A 19,393-nucleotide genomic window follows, 5' to 3' on the forward strand; every position below is an offset into this window, starting at 1 on the left:
CGATCGTCAGAACCCTGCGTGATGGGGGTCTTGGGAATTTTATCGGCGCTGTAGGCCCGGTGTTAGGGGCGACTGCTCACGCGGCAGTGCAGCATCCGATGAGAGGCAGATGGAGTAGCCCGGACCACAAGTCAAGGGAAACCGGTCATTCGGGTTCGGAATGACACCCATCCGAAGATGTGTCGTCGCCCCCCTTTTCATGGCGCAGCCCTTGGCGTACACGCCCGCCATCCCATTAGAAAGGACACCGTCATGGGTTACCGGATCGTCGTCGCGGGCGCCACGGGCAACGTGGGCCGCGAAATGCTGAACATTCTGGCCGAGCGCCAGTTCCCCGTCGATGAGATCGTGGCGCTGGCGTCGCGTCGCTCGCTGGGGTCCGAATGCAGCTTTGGCGACAAGACCCTGAAGACCAAGGACCTTGATACCTTCGATTTCGAGGGTTGGGATATCGCGCTGTTTGCAATCGGCTCGGAGGCGACCAAGAAATATGCGCCCAAGGCTGCGAAGGCGGGCTGCATCGTGATCGATAACTCGTCGCTTTACCGCTACGACCCCGAGATCCCGCTTGTCGTGCCTGAGGTGAACCCCGAGGCGGTGGACGGCTATGCCAAGAAGAATATCATTGCGAACCCGAATTGTTCGACCGCGCAGATGGTCGTCGCGCTCAAGCCGCTGCACGATCGCGCGCGGATCAAGCGCGTCGTGGTGAGCACTTATCAATCGGTGTCGGGCGCGGGCAAAGAGGGCATGGATGAGCTGTGGGACCAGACCAAGGGCATGTATGTTCCCGGTCAGGAAAAGGCCCCGTCGAAGTTCCAGCGCCAAATCGCGTTCAACGTGATCCCGCAAATCGACGTGTTCATGGAAGACGGCACCACCAAGGAAGAATGGAAGATGGTGGTCGAGACGAAAAAGATTGTCGACCCGTCGATCAAGGTCACGGCAACCTGCGTACGGGTTCCGGTGTTCGTGGGCCATTCCGAGGCGATCAACATCGAATTTGAAGAGTTTCTCGATGAAGATGAGGCCCGCGATATCCTACGCGAAGCGCCCGGTATTCTGGTCGTCGATAAGCGCGAAGACGGTGGATACACGACGCCGGTGGAATGCGTCGGCGATTACGCCACGTTCATCAGCCGGATCCGGCAGGACAGCACGATCGAAAACGGCCTGAACCTGTGGTGCGTGTCCGACAACCTGCGCAAGGGGGCCGCATTGAACGCGGTGCAGATCGCCGAAACCCTTGGCAAGCGAGTGCTCAAGAAGGGGTAGCCGGCGTTTTTTCCCGGCCATCAAAAAAAACTGCGCGTCCCACCCAAGGATCGGGGGCGCGCTGCCGTCCTATACATATGACCCGCCTGGAAGCCGGAGTTCCGCCGCTTGTCTACTGGCGGAAACCGGCCGATTCTGGCGCTGTATTTATGTGAAGGACCACCCTTGAGATGAAACGCTTTCTTTTGACCACGGCGATTTGCGCCACCCTGCCCTTTGCGGTCCATGCCGACGATATCCTGATCCGCGCCGACCTGACCCAAGCCTTGGTCTTTGCCGACGGGGCCGAACTGACGCGCAGCGGGACGGTGTCGCTGCCTGCCGGTGAACACCGTTTGATCGTCGCGATGCCCGACCTGAACGAAGCGGGTTTGCCGCAGATAACGGGCCCTGACGGCACCCGCCTGGGGGTACCGCAGCGTTTGTTTGATCACCCGATTTCGGAAGGCGTGCTGGACACTCCGGCGCAGGCCACGGCGCGTGCGGGCGTAGAATCGGCGGAAGAGGCGCTATTGGCCGCAGGGGACGCGCTGGCGGAGGCCGATGCCGCGATCCGAGCGATCGATGCGCAGCAGTCCTATGTTGCCGCGATCCTGCGGGGCGGTGACGACGGGGTGGCCATGCCCGAAGATCCGACGCTTGTGCCGCAATTCCTTGCAACCCTGGGGGCCGAGACCGAGCGGCTGTCGCAGGAACGGCAGGCCGCCACGGTGGCGCGCCGCGCGCTGGCAGAAGCGGTGACGGAGGCGCAGGCGGAGCTGGAGCTGGCCGCGCAGGGGTTACAGGCGCTGCGCCCGCTTGGGACGCAGATCATGGCCTATGGCATTGATGTGGAAGTGGCCGAGGCGGGTGAGTTGAGCTTTGAGCTGGATTACCTGTCCTATGCGGCAGGATGGACGCCGACCTACGAGCTGGAGCTGAATTCCGAAACCGGCGATCTGCAGATGGAGCGCTTCGTTGTCTTGCGCAACCGGGGGGCTGCAACGTGGGATGACGTGTCGGTCACATTCTCGACCGCAACGCCCGGGCGCGAACGACGCCCGTCCACGCTGACCTCGATCCCGGCGCGGATCATGGACCCGGTCGACCTGCGTCCGGAGGCCCGCGGGGGCGGTCTCATGGGTATGCAGGACGCGGACAGCGGGGTCGGGATCGCGCCACAATCCCTGATTGCGGGGGCGGCTTCGCCGACGATGGAGCCCGTTGTGCTGGTCGAGGATCGCGCCGTTTCTGGGGCCGAATTCGCGGGCCTTTCCGTGACCTATTCCTATGGCGCGCCGGTGTCGGTTGGCCCGTCGGGCGAGGTGATCCTGCCGTTCGACACGCAGGTGCTTGAAACCGAGATGGAGAACCGCGCCGTGCCGCGCCATGACGCGACCGCATTCCTCGTGGCACAAGTCGAGAACACGTTGGGCGAGCCGATCCTGCCTGGCGCGGCGGTATTCTTCCGCGATGGTGCGTTGATGGGCGAAGGGTTCCTGCCGCTCATCGCGTCCGGGGCGGATGTGGAGATGGGCTTCGGCCCGCTGGATCACCTGCAACTGCGCTGGATCGACCGTTCGCTGGCGGAGGGGGATCGGGGCGTTTTCACAACCTCGACCACGCAACGCCGCGAACTGGCGTTCGGCGTGACCAATTCCGGTGCGGAGCCCGAAGAGGTGCGCATCCTGTATGCGACCCCGTTTGCCGAGCAGGAGGATCTGGAGCTTGATGTGACCCTGAGCCCGCGCCCGAGCCAAGAGGATGTGGACGATCAACGCGGCGTGCATGCCTGGGAGAGGAACGTCGCGCCGGGCGAAGAGATCCTGATCGAGATGGGCGTCGAGTTCGAGTTCCCCGAGGGTCAGGTGCTGGATTGGCGCCCCTGAGCCTGTGCGGGGTTAATCATCCTCGATCAGGATAATGTCGGAGGCGTCCTCCAGCTCTGGAAACAGGCTGGGGTGCGCGCCGGGGGTCGTGTTTTGCAGCGCGCGATGGGCCAGCCCGTCCTGCGCAGGCCCCGGAAACACCACCCCGAACCGGCGCATCAGTTCGCCGTGGGACCAGCCCAGATCCGACGCCTGGCACAAGCGCGCGGCGGTGGTGAGGCAATAGAGCGCCAGATCGCCGCCGCGTTCGCGAAACGTGTAGCCATGATGGGCAAGACGCTCTTGCAGATCGTCCCAGCTTCCGGCGCTGGCCAGATCAACTGCGAGGAGGGCGCGGAGCGGCCCGAGGAGGGGCTGAGCCGGGCGCGCCTCCGCCCGGTCGGGTGCCGGTGCAGCCGCGCCGGGATCGCGCAGCGCCTGAACCAGCAGCAGATGCGCGAAGGTGGCGGGCGACATGCCATGGGCCTGCGCACGGCGGCGCAGGGTTGCGGTGGCCTCGGGTGGCAGGCTGATCAAAAGGGGGGCGGACATATCCATGCCGCCATTGCGCGCGATTCTGGTTAAAGTGACGTGAACTCAGCCTTCGACGGCGGCTTGCAGCCGGGATAGCCCGCGCTCGTAATCCGCACCTACCATGCCATCCATCAACAGCCCGAACCACCGCCCGATGGGACCGCTGCCCATATCCGCGTCGAGCCCCCAGGTCACCCGCGTGCCAGAGCCGTCGGGGTCGAGTTGCCACCAGGCCCGGGCCGTGCCCATGTCGCCGAAATCCAGATCCGTCGTGACGCGCTCGTTCTCCACTATCTCCACGATTTCCTGGCGACCGTTGCCGACGTTGGGATGATCCGATGTCCATTCCATCACGTTGCCCACACCCGTGTCGGGGCCGGAATACGCCACCTGCATATCCGGGTCGAGATCCCCCCAGGGCGACCAAGCGGCGAAGGCCTGAAGCGAGCTGACGTGGGGAAACACCGCTTCGGGCGGGGCGTCGACGATCAATTCGCGCTCGACGATGACGTGGCGCGGCAGGAAGAAGCCCGCAATCAGGGCAAGGGCGACAATTGCCACAAGCCCGAAGAGGATGTTCCGAAGCAGACGCATGATGCCCTCCCAAGCCGATCGGTCCGGGGGGAAGGATACCATAGGTTGCAGGATTTTGCGAAACGCGCGACCCGAGGGCTCAGAACCGTTCGGCGCGCAGCACTTCGCAATCGCTGACCGTGATCACCCCGATGTGCTTTTCGACAACAGCGAAGGCCTTGTTGAGCAGGTCGTCGATCTTGTCGGGGGCGATGATGCACACGACCTGCACCATGCCTGTGCCGCGCCCGATCTGGCCCTCACGGGTCCAATTGCCGGAGCGTCCGCCACCGGCCAGCACGGGCAGCACGGAATAGCCGCTGACACCCGCGCGGTCCATCGCGTCGGTCAGGCGGGATTGCATCACTGCTTCGATGATCACGGCCACGCGTTTTGCCTTGTGGGTATCCATATCAGCCTCCGGTCACAAAGGTGGCAATCGCAAGATAAAGCGGGATGCCGAGTGTCAGGTTGAAGGGGAAGGTCACGCCGAGCGACAGGGTCAGGTAGATCGACGGATTGGCTTCGGGCAGGGCCACGCGCATGGCGGCGGGCACTGCGATATACGATGCCGAGGCCGACAGCGTCATGAACAGGACGACGCCGCCGGGGCTGAGGCCCAAAAGCACTCCGGCCAGAAGCCCGAAGGTCGAGCCGACCACCGGCATGACGACACCAAAGAGGAACAGGCCTGGCTTCAGCACTCCGCGCGCCTCGCGCAGGCCACGACCCGCGACAAGCCCCATGTCCAGCAGGAACAGGCACAAGACGCCCTGGAATGGGGTGACGATGAAGGGCGCGATCAGATCAAGGCCGTCCGCCCCGGTGATCACGCCGATCACGAAAGAGCCGACCAGCAACACGATGGACCCGTTCAGCAGGATCTCTCGCATCAGCCCAGCGTCCATCTCGGCGGCGCCTTTGTCGAAGCGCGCAATCAGCCACAGCGCCGACAGGATCGCGGGTGCCTCCATCACAGCGGCGACGGCCACCATGTAGCCCTCCGATGAAAGGCCCGCGCTTTGCACGACGGAGGTTGCGGCCACGAACGTCACGATGGAGATTGAGCCGTAATGTCCTGCGACGGCGGCGGCATCCGTCACCGAAAGGCCGGTCATGACACGCAGAAGCGCGAAGGCCACCATCGGGATCGCGAAAGACAGGACCAACCCCGCCACAAGCGAAAGAACAAGTGTCGTGTCGATGCCGTTGTCGGCCACGGCCGCCCCGCCTTTGAAGCCGATGGCGAAGAGCAGGTAGATCGACATGCCCTTGGCGACCGCTTCGGGGATCGACAGGTCCGACCGGGCAAAGGCGGCCAGGACGCCAAGCGCGAAAAAAAGGATGATCGGCGACAGCAGATTGTCGGCGGCCAGCGCCAGCATGCCCTCCATGGAGGTGTCTCCTATACCGTCGGTTGTCTGAGGCGGGCTTTACGGGCGTGGAGGCGGTGGTGCAAGTCAGGCCCGCGCGAAATGGCGGATCTTTCCGTCGAAGGTTTCAAGATCCATGTCGGCGATATCCGCCCAAAGCCCATGCAGGCTAAGCGTACCGGCGTCGACCGCCGCTTTCACGAAGGGATACCCCAGGAGGTTCTCGAGGCTGACATGGATGCCCTCCTTTTCAAGCGCGGTCTGGCGGTCGGCGGGATCCTTGATATCGGACACCGCCTTGAAACCGGGCCGCAGCACGTCGAGCCAACGGCCAATCAGGCTGGCGTCGTCCTCGAATTCTTCCGCTTCGCCCTCGCACATCGCGATACACCCCGCCACGCCACCGCAGCGCGAATGGCCCATGACGAGGATATGTTCCACCTTCAGGTGTCTGACCGCAAATTCCACCGCCGCGCCCGTGCCGTGATGGTTCCCGTCGGGCGTGTAGGGCGGCACAAGATTGGCGATGTTGCGGTGCACGAACAGCTCACCTGTGCGTTGCCCGAAGACAGAATTGATGGCCACACGGCTGTCGCAACAGGCAATCACCATGGCCTTGGGGTGCTGGCCTTCCTCGGCCAGTTTCCGGAACCAGTCCCGATTTTCCGGGAAGCTGGTTTCTTTCCAGTCGTTATACCGCTCGAGCAGGTAGTCGGGCAGGGATTTCACACGGTGCATCGCGCGTCTCCGGGGTCATTCAACCTCCGGTTTAGCGGAAATTCCAATCAAATTGCAGCCGCTTTCTGCAGCGCGTTAAAGGGTTTCTTCAGCACACTTCGTGATGGTGGCCCCGTATCCCTTTCGGGGGCGTCCTGTGGTGGGGGCGAAACTATGGAGCGAGTGGAATGGTACGGAGCAATGGGGTCGGGGTGGCCCTTGAAATTACATCGTTATCGATGGAGGAACCCGCGCGGTTTGATCCCGAATGTCTGGAAGACCTGTGCCGCCGGATTGGCGAAGTGCGCGCCGAAGCCGAAGTGGCGTTGGCCTTGCACCGCATATCGGAAGGCCTGCCAAAGCTGCTTGGCTTGCTGGATCAGGATGAACAAACCTTCCTGAGCGAAGTGGATCAGGTCGCCCGCGATGCGAAGTTGATCGGAATGTCGACCCTGTCGCGTGTGGCGCATTCGGTCCTCGACAACTTTTCGCGCGCCGATCCCGTGGCGCTGTCTGCGACGCTTGCGCGGCTTGAACGGGTCGGGGAACGCTCGATCCACGCGGTCTGGGATCTGGAGGATCTTTCCGGCTGAACCCACCTTGCGGAGCGGCTGGCAAACGTTACCCTGCGCGCATCTGAAAGAGGTGCGAGCATGTCATTCAAATTCGCCGAAGACGGAACCGGCGCGCTTCGTATTGTTCTGGTCGGATCCGAAACACTGGATCGCGACCTCTCCGTTCTGTCCGATGCGCAGCGGGCCTGGGCGGAAACCCATGGCTTCACTGGCGCGTTGGGCCAATCCCTGACCCTGCCCGAGGACGGGGCATCAGGTGCGCTTGCCGGCGCTTTGATCGGGCGCGGCACAGCAGGGGCCCGGGCGCGCAAACGGTTTGCCGAAGGTGCCGCGATTGCGTCTTTGCCTGAAGCAACATTCGCAATTGAAAATGCCCCCGACGCACAGGCCGATGTGGATGAGATTGCCCTAGGCTACCTTCTATCGCTTTATCGGTTCGACCGCTATCGCCGCCAATCCACCTCCAAGGCGCAGCTGGTCGCGCCCGCAAGGTGCGATGCCGATCACCTGCACCGCGTTGCCGCCGCCGAGGCGCTGACCCGGGATCTGATCAACACGCCTGCCGAAGATATGGGGCCCGACGCGCTGGAAGACGCGGTACGCGGACTGGCAGCGGAGTTTGGCGCGCAGGTTGCAACGGTCGAAGGCGATGACCTGAAGGGGCAGAATTTCCCGCTGATCCATACGGTCGGGCGTGCGGCCGCCAAGGCGCCGCGTCTGATCGAGATGACGTGGGGCGATGATGGCCCGGCCCTGACCCTGGTGGGCAAAGGTGTGTGTTTCGACACCGGCGGGCTGAACCTGAAGCCCGGCGCGTCGATGGGGTTGATGAAGAAGGATATGGGCGGCGCTGCCAACGTGCTTGGTCTGGCGCGGATGATCATGGCGGGCGGCCTGAGCTATCGTCTGCGGGTGCTGATCCCGGCAGTTGAGAACAACGTCGCGGGCAATGCGTTTCGCCCCGGTGACATCTATACCGCTCGCAACGGCCTGACGGTCGAGATCAACAATACCGATGCCGAGGGGCGCCTGGTTCTGGCCGATGCGCTGGCCTACGGGGCCGAGGCCGCGCCCGATCTGATGATCTGTATGGCCACTCTGACCGGCGCGGCGCGGGTCGCCGTTGGTCCCGATATCGCGCCGTTCTATACCGACGACGACGCGTTGGCCGGGGCGTTGGCACATGCGTCGATCCGCGTCGCCGACCCGGTTTGGCGCCTTCCGTTTCACGACGCGTACGAGCCGATGATTGAGCCCGGAATTGCCGATCTCGACAATGCGCCATCGGGCGGCATGGCGGGCTCGATCACAGCGGCGCTGTTCCTGCGCCGGTTCGCCGATGTGCCGCGCTTTGCCCATTTTGATGTCTATGGCTGGCAAAGGGCCAATGCGCCTGCCCGTCCGAAGGGGGGCGTTGGGCAAGGTATCCGCGCCTTGTTCCACGCGTTGCCGGAGGTGCTGACGCCATGAATGACCCCCGCATGACCCCGTCCAACGGGATTGTGGCCCATGCGTCCCTGAAAGGCGTGGTGGAGGCCGAGCGTTACACCGAGGGCCGCGTGATGATGGTGCAGCAGCCCATCGCCAACATCACCGATCAACCCCGCGGCATGCGCACCAGTCAGCTGGTCTTTGGCGAGCGGTTTCTGGTGTTGGACACGGCGGACGGGTTCGCGTTCGGCCAATCCGAGAAGGATGGCTATGTCGGTTACATGCTGGCAGGGGCGCTGACGGGGCTTGAGCCCGCAACCCATTGGGTCATTTCGCCCGCGACACATCTTTATCCCAAGCCGAACCTCAAGGCCCCGCCGGATGTGTGCCTCTATTTCGGCAGTCAGGTGAAGGTGTCCGGCGAAAAGGGCGATTTCAAGCGGATCCACACGGGCCATTTCATGCCCGCGCAACACCTGATGCCGATCAAGGCGCGGTTTGCGGACCCGGTGGGCATCGGTGATCTGTTTCTGGGAACGCCGTATCTTTGGGGCGGGACCAGCCGGTGGGGTATTGATTGCTCGGGGCTGGTGCAGGCCTGCTTGCTGGCGTGCGGCATCGCCTGCCCGCGGGACAGTGATCAGCAGGAAGCGGCGCTAGGAGAAGTCATCGCCCCGGACGAGCCGTTGAAGCGGGGCGATTTGATCTTCTGGAAGGGGCATGTCGGCCTGATGGCCAGTGACCGGATGCTGCTGCACGCCAACGCGCATCACATGGCGGTCGCCTATGAGCCGTTGAAAGACGCCGCTGCCCGGATCGAAGCGAGCGAATTCGGCCCGATTACCGCGCGGAAGCGGCTGCCGCTGCCCTAGGCGTCGACGGCGCGGATCAGTTTGCGTTCCAGAACCCGCAGCACGGTCTTGAGGTCATGCCCGCGTTTCAGGATGCGCCCGTCCATGCCGATCACGGCATATTGCCCCTGCTTGTCACGCAGTTTCGGACGTTTTTCGATCCGATAGAGCGGGTGTTCAGCCGTTCGCCGGAAGATTGAGAACACCGCCACATCGGTCAGATGGCTGATCCCGTAATCCCGCCATTCACCCGCCGCGACCATGCGCCCGTACAGGCCCATGATGGGACCAAGCTCCGTGCGATGAAACGCGACCTGATTTTGGGAGGAGGAGGGGCCTGTCGGCTGAAAGTGCATCACCATGTGGCGATGGTGGGCGCGAAGTTGGTGGGGGTCAAGCGTGGGAACGAAAAAAGGCCCCGCAGCGTCGCGGAGCCTTTCGGTCTTTATGGGTGGGCAGGTTTATGCCCGCACCAGATTCTCGTAGCTCTGCGCGATATCGCGGGTCATGGCGCCGACTTCGAAGTTGTAGTCGCCAATCTGGCCCACCGGCGTGACTTCGGCGGCGGTGCCGGTCAGCCAGCATTGCTCGAAGCCTTCCAGCTCTTCGGGCATGATGTGGCGCTCGTGGACCTTCACCTGCTTGTCTTCCAGCATGCCGATCACGGTCTGGCGGGTGATGCCGTTGAGGAAGCAATCGGCGGTGGGGGTGTGCACCTCTCCGTCCTTGACGAAGAAGATGTTCGCGCCCGTCGCCTCCGCCACATAGTTGCGGTAATCCATGAACAGCGCATCCGAGCAGCCTTTGGCCTCTGCCGCGTGCTTGGAGGTGGTGCAGATCATGTAAAGGCCGGCGGCCTTGGCATGGACCGGGATCGTCTCGGGCGAGGGGCGTTTCCAACGCGAAATATCAAGCTTTGCGCCCTTCATCTTGGCGTCGCCGTAATAGCTCCCCCATTCCCAGGCGGCGATGGCCAGGCGCACCGGGTTCTTGGACGAGCTGACCCCCATATCTTCGCCCGCGCCACGCCAGGCGACGGCGCGCACATAGGCATCGGTCAGCTTGTTGGCCTTCATGACCTCGTATTTCGCGGCCTCGATTTCATCAACCGTCCATGGGATTTCGAAATCGATGCAGGACGCGGAGTAGTGCAGCCGCTCGGAATGGCGGCGGGATTCGAAGATCTTGCCATTATAGGCGCGCTCCCCCTCGAACACGCTTGAGGCGTAATGCATTGCATGGGTCAGAAGGTGTACGTTGGCATCGCGCCAATCGATCAGCTTGCCGTCCATCCAGATGTGACCGTCGCGGTCATCATAGGCTCCAGCCATGGTCCCTTCCTCTCCTCGGTTAACCCGCTTCCACTCGGGTGCGCTTTCCAAAAATTGCGTAAGTTGGGTCCGTATCGGACATAAAATTACGCAAAAGGCCAGTTTGGCTACCAATTGATTCTTGGAAAGTCAACAAGGCTGACATAAACTGACCAAAACCGGCTGGACCGGTGAGCGAAGGGACAGATCATGGCCGAGCGCGGCGCAGGCGGAGCAATGGCGCGGGGGGAGACCCTGCTGTTTCTCACCGATGATCAATTGCGGCGCGGGATCGAGGCAATGTTCTTCGCGTATCGCGGCTTCACCGCCGATCCCGACCGGATCCTGACCGAAAAGGGCTATGGTCGCGCGCATCATCGGGCGGTTCATTTCATCAACCGAACGCCGGGCACGACGGTCAACAACCTGCTCGCCATCCTTGGCGTAACCAAGCAGTCGCTTAACCGGGTGTTGCGGACATTGGTAGACGACGGGCTGGTGGAGGCCCGCGTCGGCACGCGTGACAAACGCGAGCGGCATCTGCATCTGACGGAAGCGGGCAAGGCACTGGAACAGGCCTTGTCGGAAGCGCAGCGCAACCGCATGCGCGTGGCCTTTCGCAATGCCGGGCCGGAAGCGGTGCAGGGGTTTCGCGCCGTCTTGGAAGAGATGATGGACCCCGAGATGCGCCGACAGTACCTTGATGGCGTGGATCAGGGATAAAGCATGGATATCGGCGCACATCTTCTTATCGTCGACGACGACGAACGCATTCGGCAACTTCTGCAGAAATTCCTGATGCGCAACGGCTTCATGGCGTCGGGTGCCCGCGACGCGGCCCATGCGCGCAAGCTTCTGGACGGGTTGAGTTTCGATCTGATCGTTCTCGACGTGATGATGCCGGGCGAAGACGGGCTGAGCCTGTGCCGCGATATCCGTGCCGAGGCCGCGACGCCGATCCTGCTGCTGACCGCGAAGGGCGAGGCGGAGGACCGGATCGAGGGGCTGGAGGCCGGGGCGGATGATTATATCGCCAAGCCGTTCGAGCCGAAGGAACTGCTGCTGCGGATCAATGCGATCCTTCGGCGGGTGCCTGCGCCGACCGAGGAAAACACCTCGCCGCAGGTCTTGCATCTGGGGCCGATCCGTTACGATATCGAACGCGGGGAGATGTTCGACGGGCAGGAGCCGGTGCGCCTGACTGCGACCGAAGCGGCGTTGATGCGGATCTTTTCGCACCAGCCCGGCGAGGCCCTGACACGGGCGGATCTGGTGAGCCTGCTGAACCGCGACAAGGTGGGTGGCGAGCCGGTGCAGGAACGCGCGGTCGACGTGCAGATCACGCGGCTCAGACGCAAGATCGAGGTGAACCCGAAACAACCCCGCTACCTTCAGACGGTGCGCGGGGCAGGCTATATGCTGGCCCCGGATTGATGTGTTTGTGCACGCGTGCACAAACACATCAAACCTCAGGAAACAAACAAGAAAGCGGATCTTGTTAGGATTTCGGTTACCATGAAAAATGCCCCTTCCAGCCCCGCTCCAACCACGGACTCCTCCCCATGCTGATCGTCAATAACCCCTCGGGCCTTGCCCATGAGATGCCCGAGGGCCACCCCGAACGCATCGCGCGGCTTGAGACCGTTTTCGCCGTGCTTGCCGATGTCGACGCAGAGCGGATGGAGGCCCCGGCGGCGCGCGAGGCGGATATCGCCCTGTGTCATCCGCAAAGCTACATCGACGCCATGCGCGACGCGCAGCCCACGCAAGGCATGGTGCAGATCGACGCCGATACCTCGGCCTCTCCGGGGACGTGGGAGGCCGCGTTGAAGGGTGTCGGTGGGTGCCTGGCCGCTGTGGATGCCGTGCTGGGTGGCAAGCACAAGCGCGCCTTCGTGGCCACGCGCCCGCCCGGACACCATGCGGAAAAGTCCCGCGCGATGGGCTTCTGCCTGTTCGGGAATATTGCCATCGCCGCGCAGCACGCGCTCGACCGGCACGGGTTGGATCGTGTGGCGGTGGTGGATTTCGACGTGCACCACGGCAACGGCACGCAGGACCTTTTGTGGAACGAGCCGCGCGCCTTGTTCATTTCCTCGCACCAGATGCCGCTCTACCCCGGATCGGGCGCGGTGCACGAGCGCGGGGCGTCGGACAATGTAATGAACCTGCCGCTGCCGCCGGGGTCGGACGGACTGGCCATGCGGTCACGGTACGAAAGCCACGTCTTCCCGCGCCTGCGCGACTTCGATCCCGACCTGATCCTGATTTCCGCCGGGTTCGACGCCCATGCCCGCGACCCTCTGGCCAACCTTCTGTGGGAGGATGAGGATTTCGCATGGGTCACGCGCGAATTGGTGAAGGTCGCCGACGCCGTTTGCGACGGGCGCGTGGTCTCGACACTGGAAGGCGGCTATGATCTTCAAGGTCTGGGCGGCGGCGTGTTGGCCCACGTGAGCGAACTGGAGGACAACGATGGCTGAGACCCCCATTGAGGAGATGAGCTTCGAAGACGCGATCCGCGAACTGGAGAAGGTGGTCACACAGCTCGACCGGGGCGAAGTCGCGCTGGAAGACTCGATCAAGCTTTATGAACGGGGCGCGGCGCTGAAAGCGCGTTGCGAGGCGAAGTTGAAAGAGGCTGAGGAAAAAGTTGCCCAGATCACCCTGGATGCGACCGGTGAGGCGACGGGCGCGAAGCCGGTCGAGGGCCTGTAACGCGTGTTCGAGACGGCCCTGACGGATGCGCAAAGCCGCATTGGTAACTTCCTGACAGACCAAATGGCGCGCCTTGGCGACGACACGATCGCCCAAGGCATGCGCTACGCGACTGGCGCTGGTAAACGCCTGCGCGGATTTCTGGTGCTGGAAAGTGCGGCGCTGTTCGGTGTGCCGAAAGAGCGGGCGCTCTACGCGGCAGGGGCGGTGGAATGCCTGCACGCCTATAGCCTTGTGCATGACGATCTGCCTTGCATGGACGACGACGCGCTGCGCCGGGGCCAGCCCACCGTCCACGTCAAATGGGACGAGGCGACGGCGGTTCTGGTCGGGGATGCATTACAGACATTCGCCTTCGAATTGCTGAGCTGCGAGGAGGCTGGCACAGCCGAGGAGCGTGTGACGCTGATGGCGACCCTGGCCCGCGCGAGCGGTGCCGAGGGTATGGTTTTGGGTCAGGCGCAGGACATCGCGGCAGAGACCGCCGGGCAAGCCCTGACGCTTGACGAAATCACCGCGTTGCAGGCCAACAAGACCGGGCGTTTGATCGAATGGCCGGCCTATGCGGGTGCGCTCCTTGGCGGGGCTGATCCCGCGCCACTACGGACTTACGCAAGGGCCATCGGGCTGGCGTTCCAGATTGCCGATGATGTGCTGGACGTGGAAGGCGATGCCGCGACTGCCGGAAAGGCGCTGCGCAAGGATGCGGATGCGGGCAAGGCCACGTTCGTGTCATTGCTTGGGTTGGACGCGGCGAAGGCGCGGGCGGGCGAATTGGTGCGGGAAGCCGATGCGGCGCTGGCGCCCTATGGCGAAAAGGCGCAGGTGCTGCGCGATCTCGCGCACTACATAGTGTCGCGTGACAAGTAGGAAGACGATATTCCCATGACCGAGCGTCCGACCACTCCGCTTTTGGACAAGGTCCACCAGCCTGCCGATCTCAAGCTTCTGTCGGACTCCGATGTGCGCAAGCTGGCCGATGAGCTGCGTTCCGAGATGATCTGGACCGTGAGCCAGACCGGCGGGCATTTCGGAGCTGGTTTGGGGGTGATCGAGATGACGGTCGCGCTTCATGCGGTGTTCGATACGCCGCGTGACAAGTTGGTTTGGGACGTCAGCCACCAGTGCTATCCGCACAAGATCCTGACCGGGCGGCGGGATCAGATGCTGTCAATCCGCAAGAAGGATGGGTTGAGCGGCTTCACCAAGCGCAGCGAAAGCCCGTTTGATCCCTTCGGCGCGGCGCATTCTTCTACAAGTATTTCCGCAGCACTTGGGTTTGCGGTTGCGCGCGATCTGGGTGGCGATTGCGACACCGGCCACGGCGATGCGATTGCGGTGATCGGGGATGGCGCGTTGTCCGGCGGCATGGCCTTCGAGGCGATGAACAACGCGGGCCATCTGGGCAAGCGGTTGATCGTGATCCTGAACGACAACGAGATGTCGATTGCCCCGCCCACGGGGGCGATGTCGTCCTACCTTTCAAGGCTTTACGCCGGCGCCCCGTTTCAGGAATTCAAGGCCGCCGCGAAGGGGGCCGTGTCGCTTCTGCCGCAACCGCTTCAGGAGGGCGCGCGGCGGGCAAAGGAATTGCTCAAGTCCGCCACGGTTGGCGGGACGATGTTTGAAGAGCTTGGATTCTCCTATGTCGGGCCGATTGATGGCCACGATATGGAGAGCCTTCTGGCCGTATTGCGCACGGTGAAATCGCGCGCCGATGGGCCGATCCTGATCCATGCGATCACCAAGAAGGGCAAAGGGTACGCCGAGCATCGTGCCGATCGCGGCCATGCGACGGCGCAGTTCGACATTGCCACCGGCAAGCAGAAAAAGGCGCCGTCCAACGCGCCGAGTTATACCAAGGTATTCGCGCAAAGCCTGATCGCCGAGGCCACGGATGATCCCAAAGTGGTCGCCGTCACCGCCGCGATGCCCGATGGAACGGGCCTTGACCTGTTTGCCGAACGCTTCCCAACGCGTTGTTTTGACGTAGGAATTGCCGAACAACATGCGGTGACGTTTTGTGCGGGCATGGCCGCCGGTGGGCTAAAGCCGTTCGCCGCGATTTACTCGACCTTCCTGCAACGCGGCTACGATCAGGTGGTCCATGACGTCGCCATTCAGCGCCTTCCGGTGCGGTTCGCGATTGACCGCGCGGGGCTTGTGGGGGCGGATGGCTGCACCCATGCGGGCAGCTATGATGTGGGCTACCTGAGCAATTTGCCGGGCTTTGTCGTTATGGCGGCCTCCGACGAGGCGGAGTTGCGGCACATGGTGCGCACGGCGTTGGAGATCGACGACCGGCCAAGCGCCTTCCGGTTCCCAAGGGGCGAGGGCGTCGGGGTCGAATTGCCCGAGCGTGGAAGAGCGCTTGAGATCGGAAAAGGTCGTATGATTTCAGAGGGTTCGCGGGTTGCGATCCTGAACTTCGGGGCGCGTCTGAAGGAGGTTCAGGAGGCCGCAGAGAGCCTTGCGCAGAAGGGGATCACGCCAACCGTGGCCGACGCGCGCTTTGCGAAACCGCTGGACGAAGAGATGATCCTGCAACTGGCGCGTCACCACGAGGCGCTGATCACGGTTGAAGAGGGGGCTGTGGGCGGCTTTGGCAGCCATGTGGCGCAGCTTTTGGCCGAAAGGGGCGTGTTTGATACAGGCCTGAAGTACCGCTCGATGGTGCTGCCGGATGTCTTCATCGATCAGGCGAGCCCGGCGGATATGTATGCGATCGCGGGCATGAACGCCGAGGATATCGAGGCGAAAGTCCTGCGGACCCTCGGCGTTGAGGTCATGGAGCAGCGGGCCTGAAGACGCCGCCACCCGGACATTGGCGCTTCAGCAATCGGTGCAGGTCTTGAACCCGACAATGCGGTAGAGCGGGCAAAAGTTGAGAAACGCCGTGCCGACGAGGATCACGCCGAGATAGCCCCAGGCGCCGATGGTGCCGGTAAGGGCGAGAACGATGAGCAGCGCGCCGAGGACGAACCGCGCGGCGCGGTCCCAGGTGGCGAGGTTGCGGGTGATGGTCATGGGGTCACTCCTTGTCAAAACGATACGCGAGGAATGACGTGTAAACGCCCGCGTGTCGGTGACAGAGTCACGTAACCGAGGATTTTGCGTGGACGGCCAGCGCATCCGCATCGGTGATATCGAACCGGCCACGCCCAAGCGCCAGCCAGCCCTCCCGCTCGAAGGATTTGAGCGTCCGTGACACGACCTCGCGCGCGGTGCCAAGCTCCTGCGCGATCTCTTGCTGGGTCATCTCGCACCGGCCATTCCCGCGCGCGGCGAGCCATGCCGCAAGGCGCAGGTCAGTGCGATGCAGAAGCAGCGCGTCGATGACGTCGGTCAATTCGCCCAGGCGCCGCGTGAAGCCTTCGAAGACCATTTCGCGGAACCCGGCGTCTTCGGCGAGCAGACGGCGGAACGCATCATCGCCGATGGCCAGCGCCTCCACCGGGCCTTCGGCATAGCCATAGCCGCTATAGGGTCGCGACCCCATCAGGCAGGAGGTTGTCATCACGCAGCTTTCGCCTTCATGCACCCGGTAAAGGACCATGGTGCGACCCTCCGGGTTGGTCTGTTCGACCCGAACATGCCCTTTCGTGACGATCAGGAAGGCGCGGCTTTCATCGCCGGGCTGGAACAGACACGCGCCATCGGGGGCCGAAATCGTATGGCCATGGGCGGTGTATCGGGCGGGGTCGGTCACCGCTTTCCCAAATGCTCTTCGATGGCCTTGAGCCGTTCGAGCACCTCGTCGCGATAGGCGTCGGTGGCGGCGTTGGCCTCTTCGGAATGGGCGTCCTGCATGGAGTTCACCACCAGACCGACGACCAGGTTCACCACGGCGAAGGTGGTCACGAGGATGAAGGGGACGAAGAACATCCAGGCGAAGGGAAAGACCTCCTGCACGGGTCGCACGATGCCCATGGACCAGGATTCAAGCGTCATGATCTGGAACAGGGAATAGAGCGAGCGGCCGAGCGTGCCGAACCATTCGTCGAAATTGGCGATCTGTTCCGGGGTGCAGCCGGGGCAAGCGCCGCCGAAGAGCTTCGTGGCCATGACCGCACCGATGTAGAAGATGATCGACATCAAAAGGAAGACCGAGCCCATGCCGGGCAACGCGGTCAGCAGGCCTTCGACCACGCGGCGCAGCGAAGGCACGACGGAGATCACGCGCAGTACGCGCAGGATGCGGAGCGCCCGCAAGACGCTGAGCCCTTGCGCGGCGGGGACAAGCGCGATGCCCACGATGATGAAGTCGAAGATGTTCCAGCCGGAGCGGAAGAAGCGCGGGCCGAGGGCCACGAGTTTGAGAACCAGTTCGACGACGAAGATGCCGAGGCAGATGCGGTCGAGCAAAAGGATCAAAGGCCCGAATTGCGCCATTATCGGTTCCGAGGTTTCGAGGCCCAGGATGATCGCGTTGAAGATGATGACGGCGATGATGAAGTTGCGCACCGATGCGCGTTCCATGAACGCGGCCAAGCGGGGGCGAAGGGCGGTGGCGGTCATCAATCGGCTCCTGAGGGCGTCAGGGATGGATATGGGGCAGGCTGAGCTGTGCGGCAAGCTCGACATGGGGGGACCAGCGGAATTGGTCGATCGGCTGCACCCAATCGAGGCGGTAGCCCGCGTCGGTGAGGATTTTCGCGTCACGGGCGAAGGTGACGGGGTTGCAGGACACAGCGGCGATGCGGGGGACCTGCGCCTTGGCAATCTCGCGGGTCTGCGCTTCGGCCCCGGCGCGGGGCGGGTCGATGACGATGGCGTCGAATTTGGCGAGCTCGTCGGGGAGAAGCGGGCGGCGGAACAGGTCGCGCGCCTCGGTTGTGATGGGCTTGAGGCCGGTGGTGTGATTGGCGGCCTGCGTGAGCGCGTCGAGGAGGTCGGGGGCGTTTTCGACGGCGTGGACGGGGACATTGGCGGCCAGCGGCAGGGCGAAGGTGCCGAGGCCGCAGAAGAGATCGGCGATATGAGCGGCGCCATGGGTCGCCTCCGTCAAGGCGGCTTGCAGGGCGGCTTCGCCTTCGGGTGTGGCTTGCAGGAAAGCGCCGGGCGGCGGCGTGACGCGGGCGGAGCCGATGGGAAGGGTGGGCGGTGTTTCGATGAAGACCGGCTCGGTGTCCCAGGTCAGGCGGAGAATGCCCCGTGCTGCTTGCGGCAGCGCGGCCCGGAGCGGGCCATCGAGGGGTTTGCCGCCGCTGACCGCCAAGTCGATACCGGTGTCGGTCAGCGTCAGGGCAAAGGCCAGCGTGGCCGAGCGCGACGCACCGATCCGGGTGATCTGTTCCAGTGTCGGTAACGTGTCGAGCAGGCGCGGATGGAGAAGAAAACAGTCTCTGATCGGCACGATCGTGTCTGATTTTCGGGCATGGAAGCCGATCAGCGCACCCTTTTTGGTGCGGGTGCCCGACAAGGTGGCGCGGCGGCGCGTGCGGGCGGGAGAGGTGAGGATCGGGCGTAGATTTGCGGTGAGGCCATGGGTGGCGAATGCGTTTGTGATTACATCGGATTTGAAGGATGCCACGAACGGGTCCGAGGCGTGCATCAGGTTGCAGCCACCGCAGGATTTGAAATGCGGACACGGCGGCTTGATGCGGTCGTGGGACGGTGTGATCACAGATGGTGCGGCGATGCGGCCGCCGTCAATCGCCCCGGTAATGACCTCGCCCGGAAGGGTAAGCGGGGCGTAGACCGGGGTGCCTTTTTCGTTGGCCGCGATGCCGTCGCCGTGGTGGCCGAGGCGAAGGATCGTATGTTCAGCCATGGGGCACCGCGGGGGAAAAGGCGTATCCGTCGGGCGAGAGAATCGTCGCCTCACGCAGGCCGTGGGGCTTGTCGGTGGGCGGTTCCAGGATGTGATAGCCGCCCACTTCGGCGCGGTTGACGGCCTGATCGGGGTCGATGCCGAACGGGTAGATTTGCGCGCCGCCGCCGCGGGGCGGGTTTTCGGGGATGAGTTGGGGCAACGGATGGCCGGCATAGGTGCCATCGGCGTGGAGTTGGATCAACGCGTCGTCGTGGCGGAGGATGGCGAAATCATCGGACAGGCGATGCGCGGTGAGGCCGAAGGTTTCGGTCAGGAACGCCGCGAGGGCGCGGGTATCACGGGTCAGGAGGTTGAGGCCGACGCCGGTGAGGGAGCGGCCAAAGCCCTCGGCAGAGACAGTTTCAAGATCCATG

23 protein-coding genes are annotated in these 19,393 nt (G+C 63.5%); 11 read left to right on the forward strand and 12 right to left on the reverse strand.

Annotated features, from left to right (window positions below):
• The first annotated feature begins 252 nt into the window (after positions 1–252).
• Positions 253–1,275: an aspartate-semialdehyde dehydrogenase gene (locus V8J83_RS10870; RefSeq protein ID WP_339986319.1), complete on the forward strand. Its 1,023-nt coding sequence runs from the start codon at positions 253–255 to the stop codon at positions 1,273–1,275.
• 170 nt (positions 1,276–1,445) lie between these two features.
• Positions 1,446–3,143 carry a mucoidy inhibitor MuiA family protein gene (locus V8J83_RS10875; RefSeq protein ID WP_339986321.1) on the forward strand — a complete coding sequence of 566 codons (1,698 nt, stop codon included), beginning with the start codon at positions 1,446–1,448 and terminating at the stop codon, positions 3,141–3,143.
• 12 nt (positions 3,144–3,155) lie between these two features.
• Here the strand turns inward: V8J83_RS10875 and V8J83_RS10880 are convergent, their stop codons facing one another.
• From V8J83_RS10880 to V8J83_RS10900, 5 genes are all read right to left on the reverse strand, one after another.
• Complete coding sequence (locus V8J83_RS10880; RefSeq protein ID WP_339986322.1) at positions 3,156–3,674, reverse strand: hypothetical protein; 519 nt, start codon at positions 3,672–3,674, stop codon at positions 3,156–3,158.
• Positions 3,675–3,719: 45 nt separating this feature from the next.
• Positions 3,720–4,250 carry an SRPBCC family protein gene (locus tag V8J83_RS10885; RefSeq protein WP_339986323.1) on the reverse strand — a complete coding sequence of 177 codons (531 nt, stop codon included), beginning with the start codon at positions 4,248–4,250 and terminating at the stop codon, positions 3,720–3,722.
• A 79-nt stretch (positions 4,251–4,329) separates the two neighbouring features.
• A complete protein-coding gene (locus V8J83_RS10890; RefSeq protein WP_339986325.1) occupies positions 4,330–4,641 on the reverse strand; it encodes a P-II family nitrogen regulator in 312 nt (103 codons plus the stop codon).
• 1 nt (position 4,642) lies between these two features.
• Positions 4,643–5,623 carry a sodium-dependent bicarbonate transport family permease gene (locus tag V8J83_RS10895; RefSeq protein WP_339986326.1) on the reverse strand — a complete coding sequence of 327 codons (981 nt, stop codon included), beginning with the start codon at positions 5,621–5,623 and terminating at the stop codon, positions 4,643–4,645.
• 66 nt (positions 5,624–5,689) lie between these two features.
• Positions 5,690–6,340, reverse strand: a complete 651-nt coding sequence (locus tag V8J83_RS10900) for a carbonic anhydrase (RefSeq protein ID WP_339986327.1) — start codon at positions 6,338–6,340, stop codon at positions 5,690–5,692.
• Between the two features lie 218 nt (positions 6,341–6,558).
• Here V8J83_RS10900 and V8J83_RS10905 point away from each other — a divergent pair, with 218 nt between their 5' ends.
• The 3 genes from V8J83_RS10905 to V8J83_RS10915 are packed head-to-tail and all read left to right on the forward strand — an operon-like array spanning position 6,559 to position 9,197.
• The gene (locus V8J83_RS10905; RefSeq protein ID WP_339986328.1) at positions 6,559–6,912 is read left to right on the forward strand and encodes a hypothetical protein; all 354 of its coding nucleotides are present in this window, start codon (positions 6,559–6,561) and stop codon (positions 6,910–6,912) included.
• Between the two features lie 60 nt (positions 6,913–6,972).
• On the forward strand, positions 6,973–8,364 hold the full coding sequence (locus V8J83_RS10910) for a leucyl aminopeptidase family protein (protein WP_339986329.1): 1,392 nt from the start codon (positions 6,973–6,975) through the stop codon (positions 8,362–8,364).
• Positions 8,361–9,197: a C40 family peptidase gene (locus V8J83_RS10915; protein WP_339986330.1), complete on the forward strand. Its 837-nt coding sequence runs from the start codon at positions 8,361–8,363 to the stop codon at positions 9,195–9,197. Before V8J83_RS10910 ends, V8J83_RS10915 begins: the two co-directional genes overlap by 4 nt.
• Here the strand turns inward: V8J83_RS10915 and V8J83_RS10920 are convergent.
• A complete protein-coding gene (locus tag V8J83_RS10920) occupies positions 9,194–9,532 on the reverse strand; it encodes a DUF2794 domain-containing protein (protein WP_439649790.1) in 339 nt (112 codons plus the stop codon). The two genes, V8J83_RS10915 and V8J83_RS10920, sit on opposite strands and share 4 nt — an antisense overlap.
• Before the next feature lie 105 nt (positions 9,533–9,637).
• A complete protein-coding gene (locus V8J83_RS10925; protein ID WP_339986332.1) occupies positions 9,638–10,507 on the reverse strand; it encodes a branched-chain amino acid aminotransferase in 870 nt (289 codons plus the stop codon).
• Positions 10,508–10,696: 189 nt separating this feature from the next.
• Here V8J83_RS10925 and V8J83_RS10930 point away from each other — a divergent pair, with 189 nt between their 5' ends.
• From V8J83_RS10930 to dxs, 6 genes are all read left to right on the forward strand, one after another.
• Positions 10,697–11,209 carry a MarR family winged helix-turn-helix transcriptional regulator gene (locus tag V8J83_RS10930; RefSeq protein WP_339986333.1) on the forward strand — a complete coding sequence of 171 codons (513 nt, stop codon included), beginning with the start codon at positions 10,697–10,699 and terminating at the stop codon, positions 11,207–11,209.
• A gap of 3 nt (positions 11,210–11,212) precedes the next feature.
• Positions 11,213–11,920 carry a response regulator gene (locus V8J83_RS10935; RefSeq protein WP_339986334.1) on the forward strand — a complete coding sequence of 236 codons (708 nt, stop codon included), beginning with the start codon at positions 11,213–11,215 and terminating at the stop codon, positions 11,918–11,920.
• A gap of 128 nt (positions 11,921–12,048) precedes the next feature.
• Positions 12,049–12,969: a histone deacetylase family protein gene (locus V8J83_RS10940; RefSeq protein WP_339986335.1), complete on the forward strand. Its 921-nt coding sequence runs from the start codon at positions 12,049–12,051 to the stop codon at positions 12,967–12,969.
• Positions 12,962–13,204, forward strand: a complete 243-nt coding sequence (locus V8J83_RS10945) for an exodeoxyribonuclease VII small subunit (RefSeq protein ID WP_339986336.1) — start codon at positions 12,962–12,964, stop codon at positions 13,202–13,204. Before V8J83_RS10940 ends, V8J83_RS10945 begins: the two co-directional genes overlap by 8 nt.
• 3 nt (positions 13,205–13,207) lie before the next feature.
• Positions 13,208–14,074 carry a polyprenyl synthetase family protein gene (locus V8J83_RS10950; RefSeq protein ID WP_439649783.1) on the forward strand — a complete coding sequence of 289 codons (867 nt, stop codon included), beginning with the start codon at positions 13,208–13,210 and terminating at the stop codon, positions 14,072–14,074.
• A 15-nt stretch (positions 14,075–14,089) separates the two neighbouring features.
• On the forward strand, positions 14,090–16,009 hold the full coding sequence (gene dxs / locus V8J83_RS10955) for a 1-deoxy-D-xylulose-5-phosphate synthase (protein ID WP_339986337.1): 1,920 nt from the start codon (positions 14,090–14,092) through the stop codon (positions 16,007–16,009).
• A gap of 27 nt (positions 16,010–16,036) precedes the next feature.
• Here the strand turns inward: dxs and V8J83_RS10960 are convergent, their stop codons facing one another.
• The 5 genes from V8J83_RS10960 to V8J83_RS10980 all read right to left on the reverse strand — a co-directional run bounded on the left by V8J83_RS10960 (position 16,037) and on the right by V8J83_RS10980 (position 19,392).
• A complete protein-coding gene (locus V8J83_RS10960) occupies positions 16,037–16,231 on the reverse strand; it encodes a YgaP family membrane protein (protein ID WP_339986338.1) in 195 nt (64 codons plus the stop codon).
• A gap of 67 nt (positions 16,232–16,298) precedes the next feature.
• Positions 16,299–16,913 (reverse strand): Crp/Fnr family transcriptional regulator, encoded by a 615-nt coding sequence (locus V8J83_RS10965; protein WP_339986339.1) that lies wholly within the window; start codon positions 16,911–16,913, stop codon positions 16,299–16,301.
• Positions 16,910–17,722, reverse strand: a complete 813-nt coding sequence (locus V8J83_RS10970; protein ID WP_339986340.1) for an ion transporter — start codon at positions 17,720–17,722, stop codon at positions 16,910–16,912. Before V8J83_RS10970 ends, V8J83_RS10965 begins: the two co-directional genes overlap by 4 nt.
• A gap of 19 nt (positions 17,723–17,741) precedes the next feature.
• Complete coding sequence (locus tag V8J83_RS10975) at positions 17,742–18,977, reverse strand: class I SAM-dependent RNA methyltransferase (RefSeq protein ID WP_339986341.1); 1,236 nt, start codon at positions 18,975–18,977, stop codon at positions 17,742–17,744.
• Positions 18,970–19,392, reverse strand: a complete 423-nt coding sequence (locus tag V8J83_RS10980; protein ID WP_339986342.1) for a VOC family protein — start codon at positions 19,390–19,392, stop codon at positions 18,970–18,972. The genes V8J83_RS10975 and V8J83_RS10980 overlap by 8 nt, the downstream gene beginning before the upstream one ends.
• Position 19,393: the final 1 nt, after the last annotated feature.

Origin of the sequence: Gymnodinialimonas ulvae (assembly GCF_037543845.1) — a bacterium.
Taxonomy (GTDB): domain Bacteria; phylum Pseudomonadota; class Alphaproteobacteria; order Rhodobacterales; family Rhodobacteraceae; genus Gymnodinialimonas; species Gymnodinialimonas ulvae.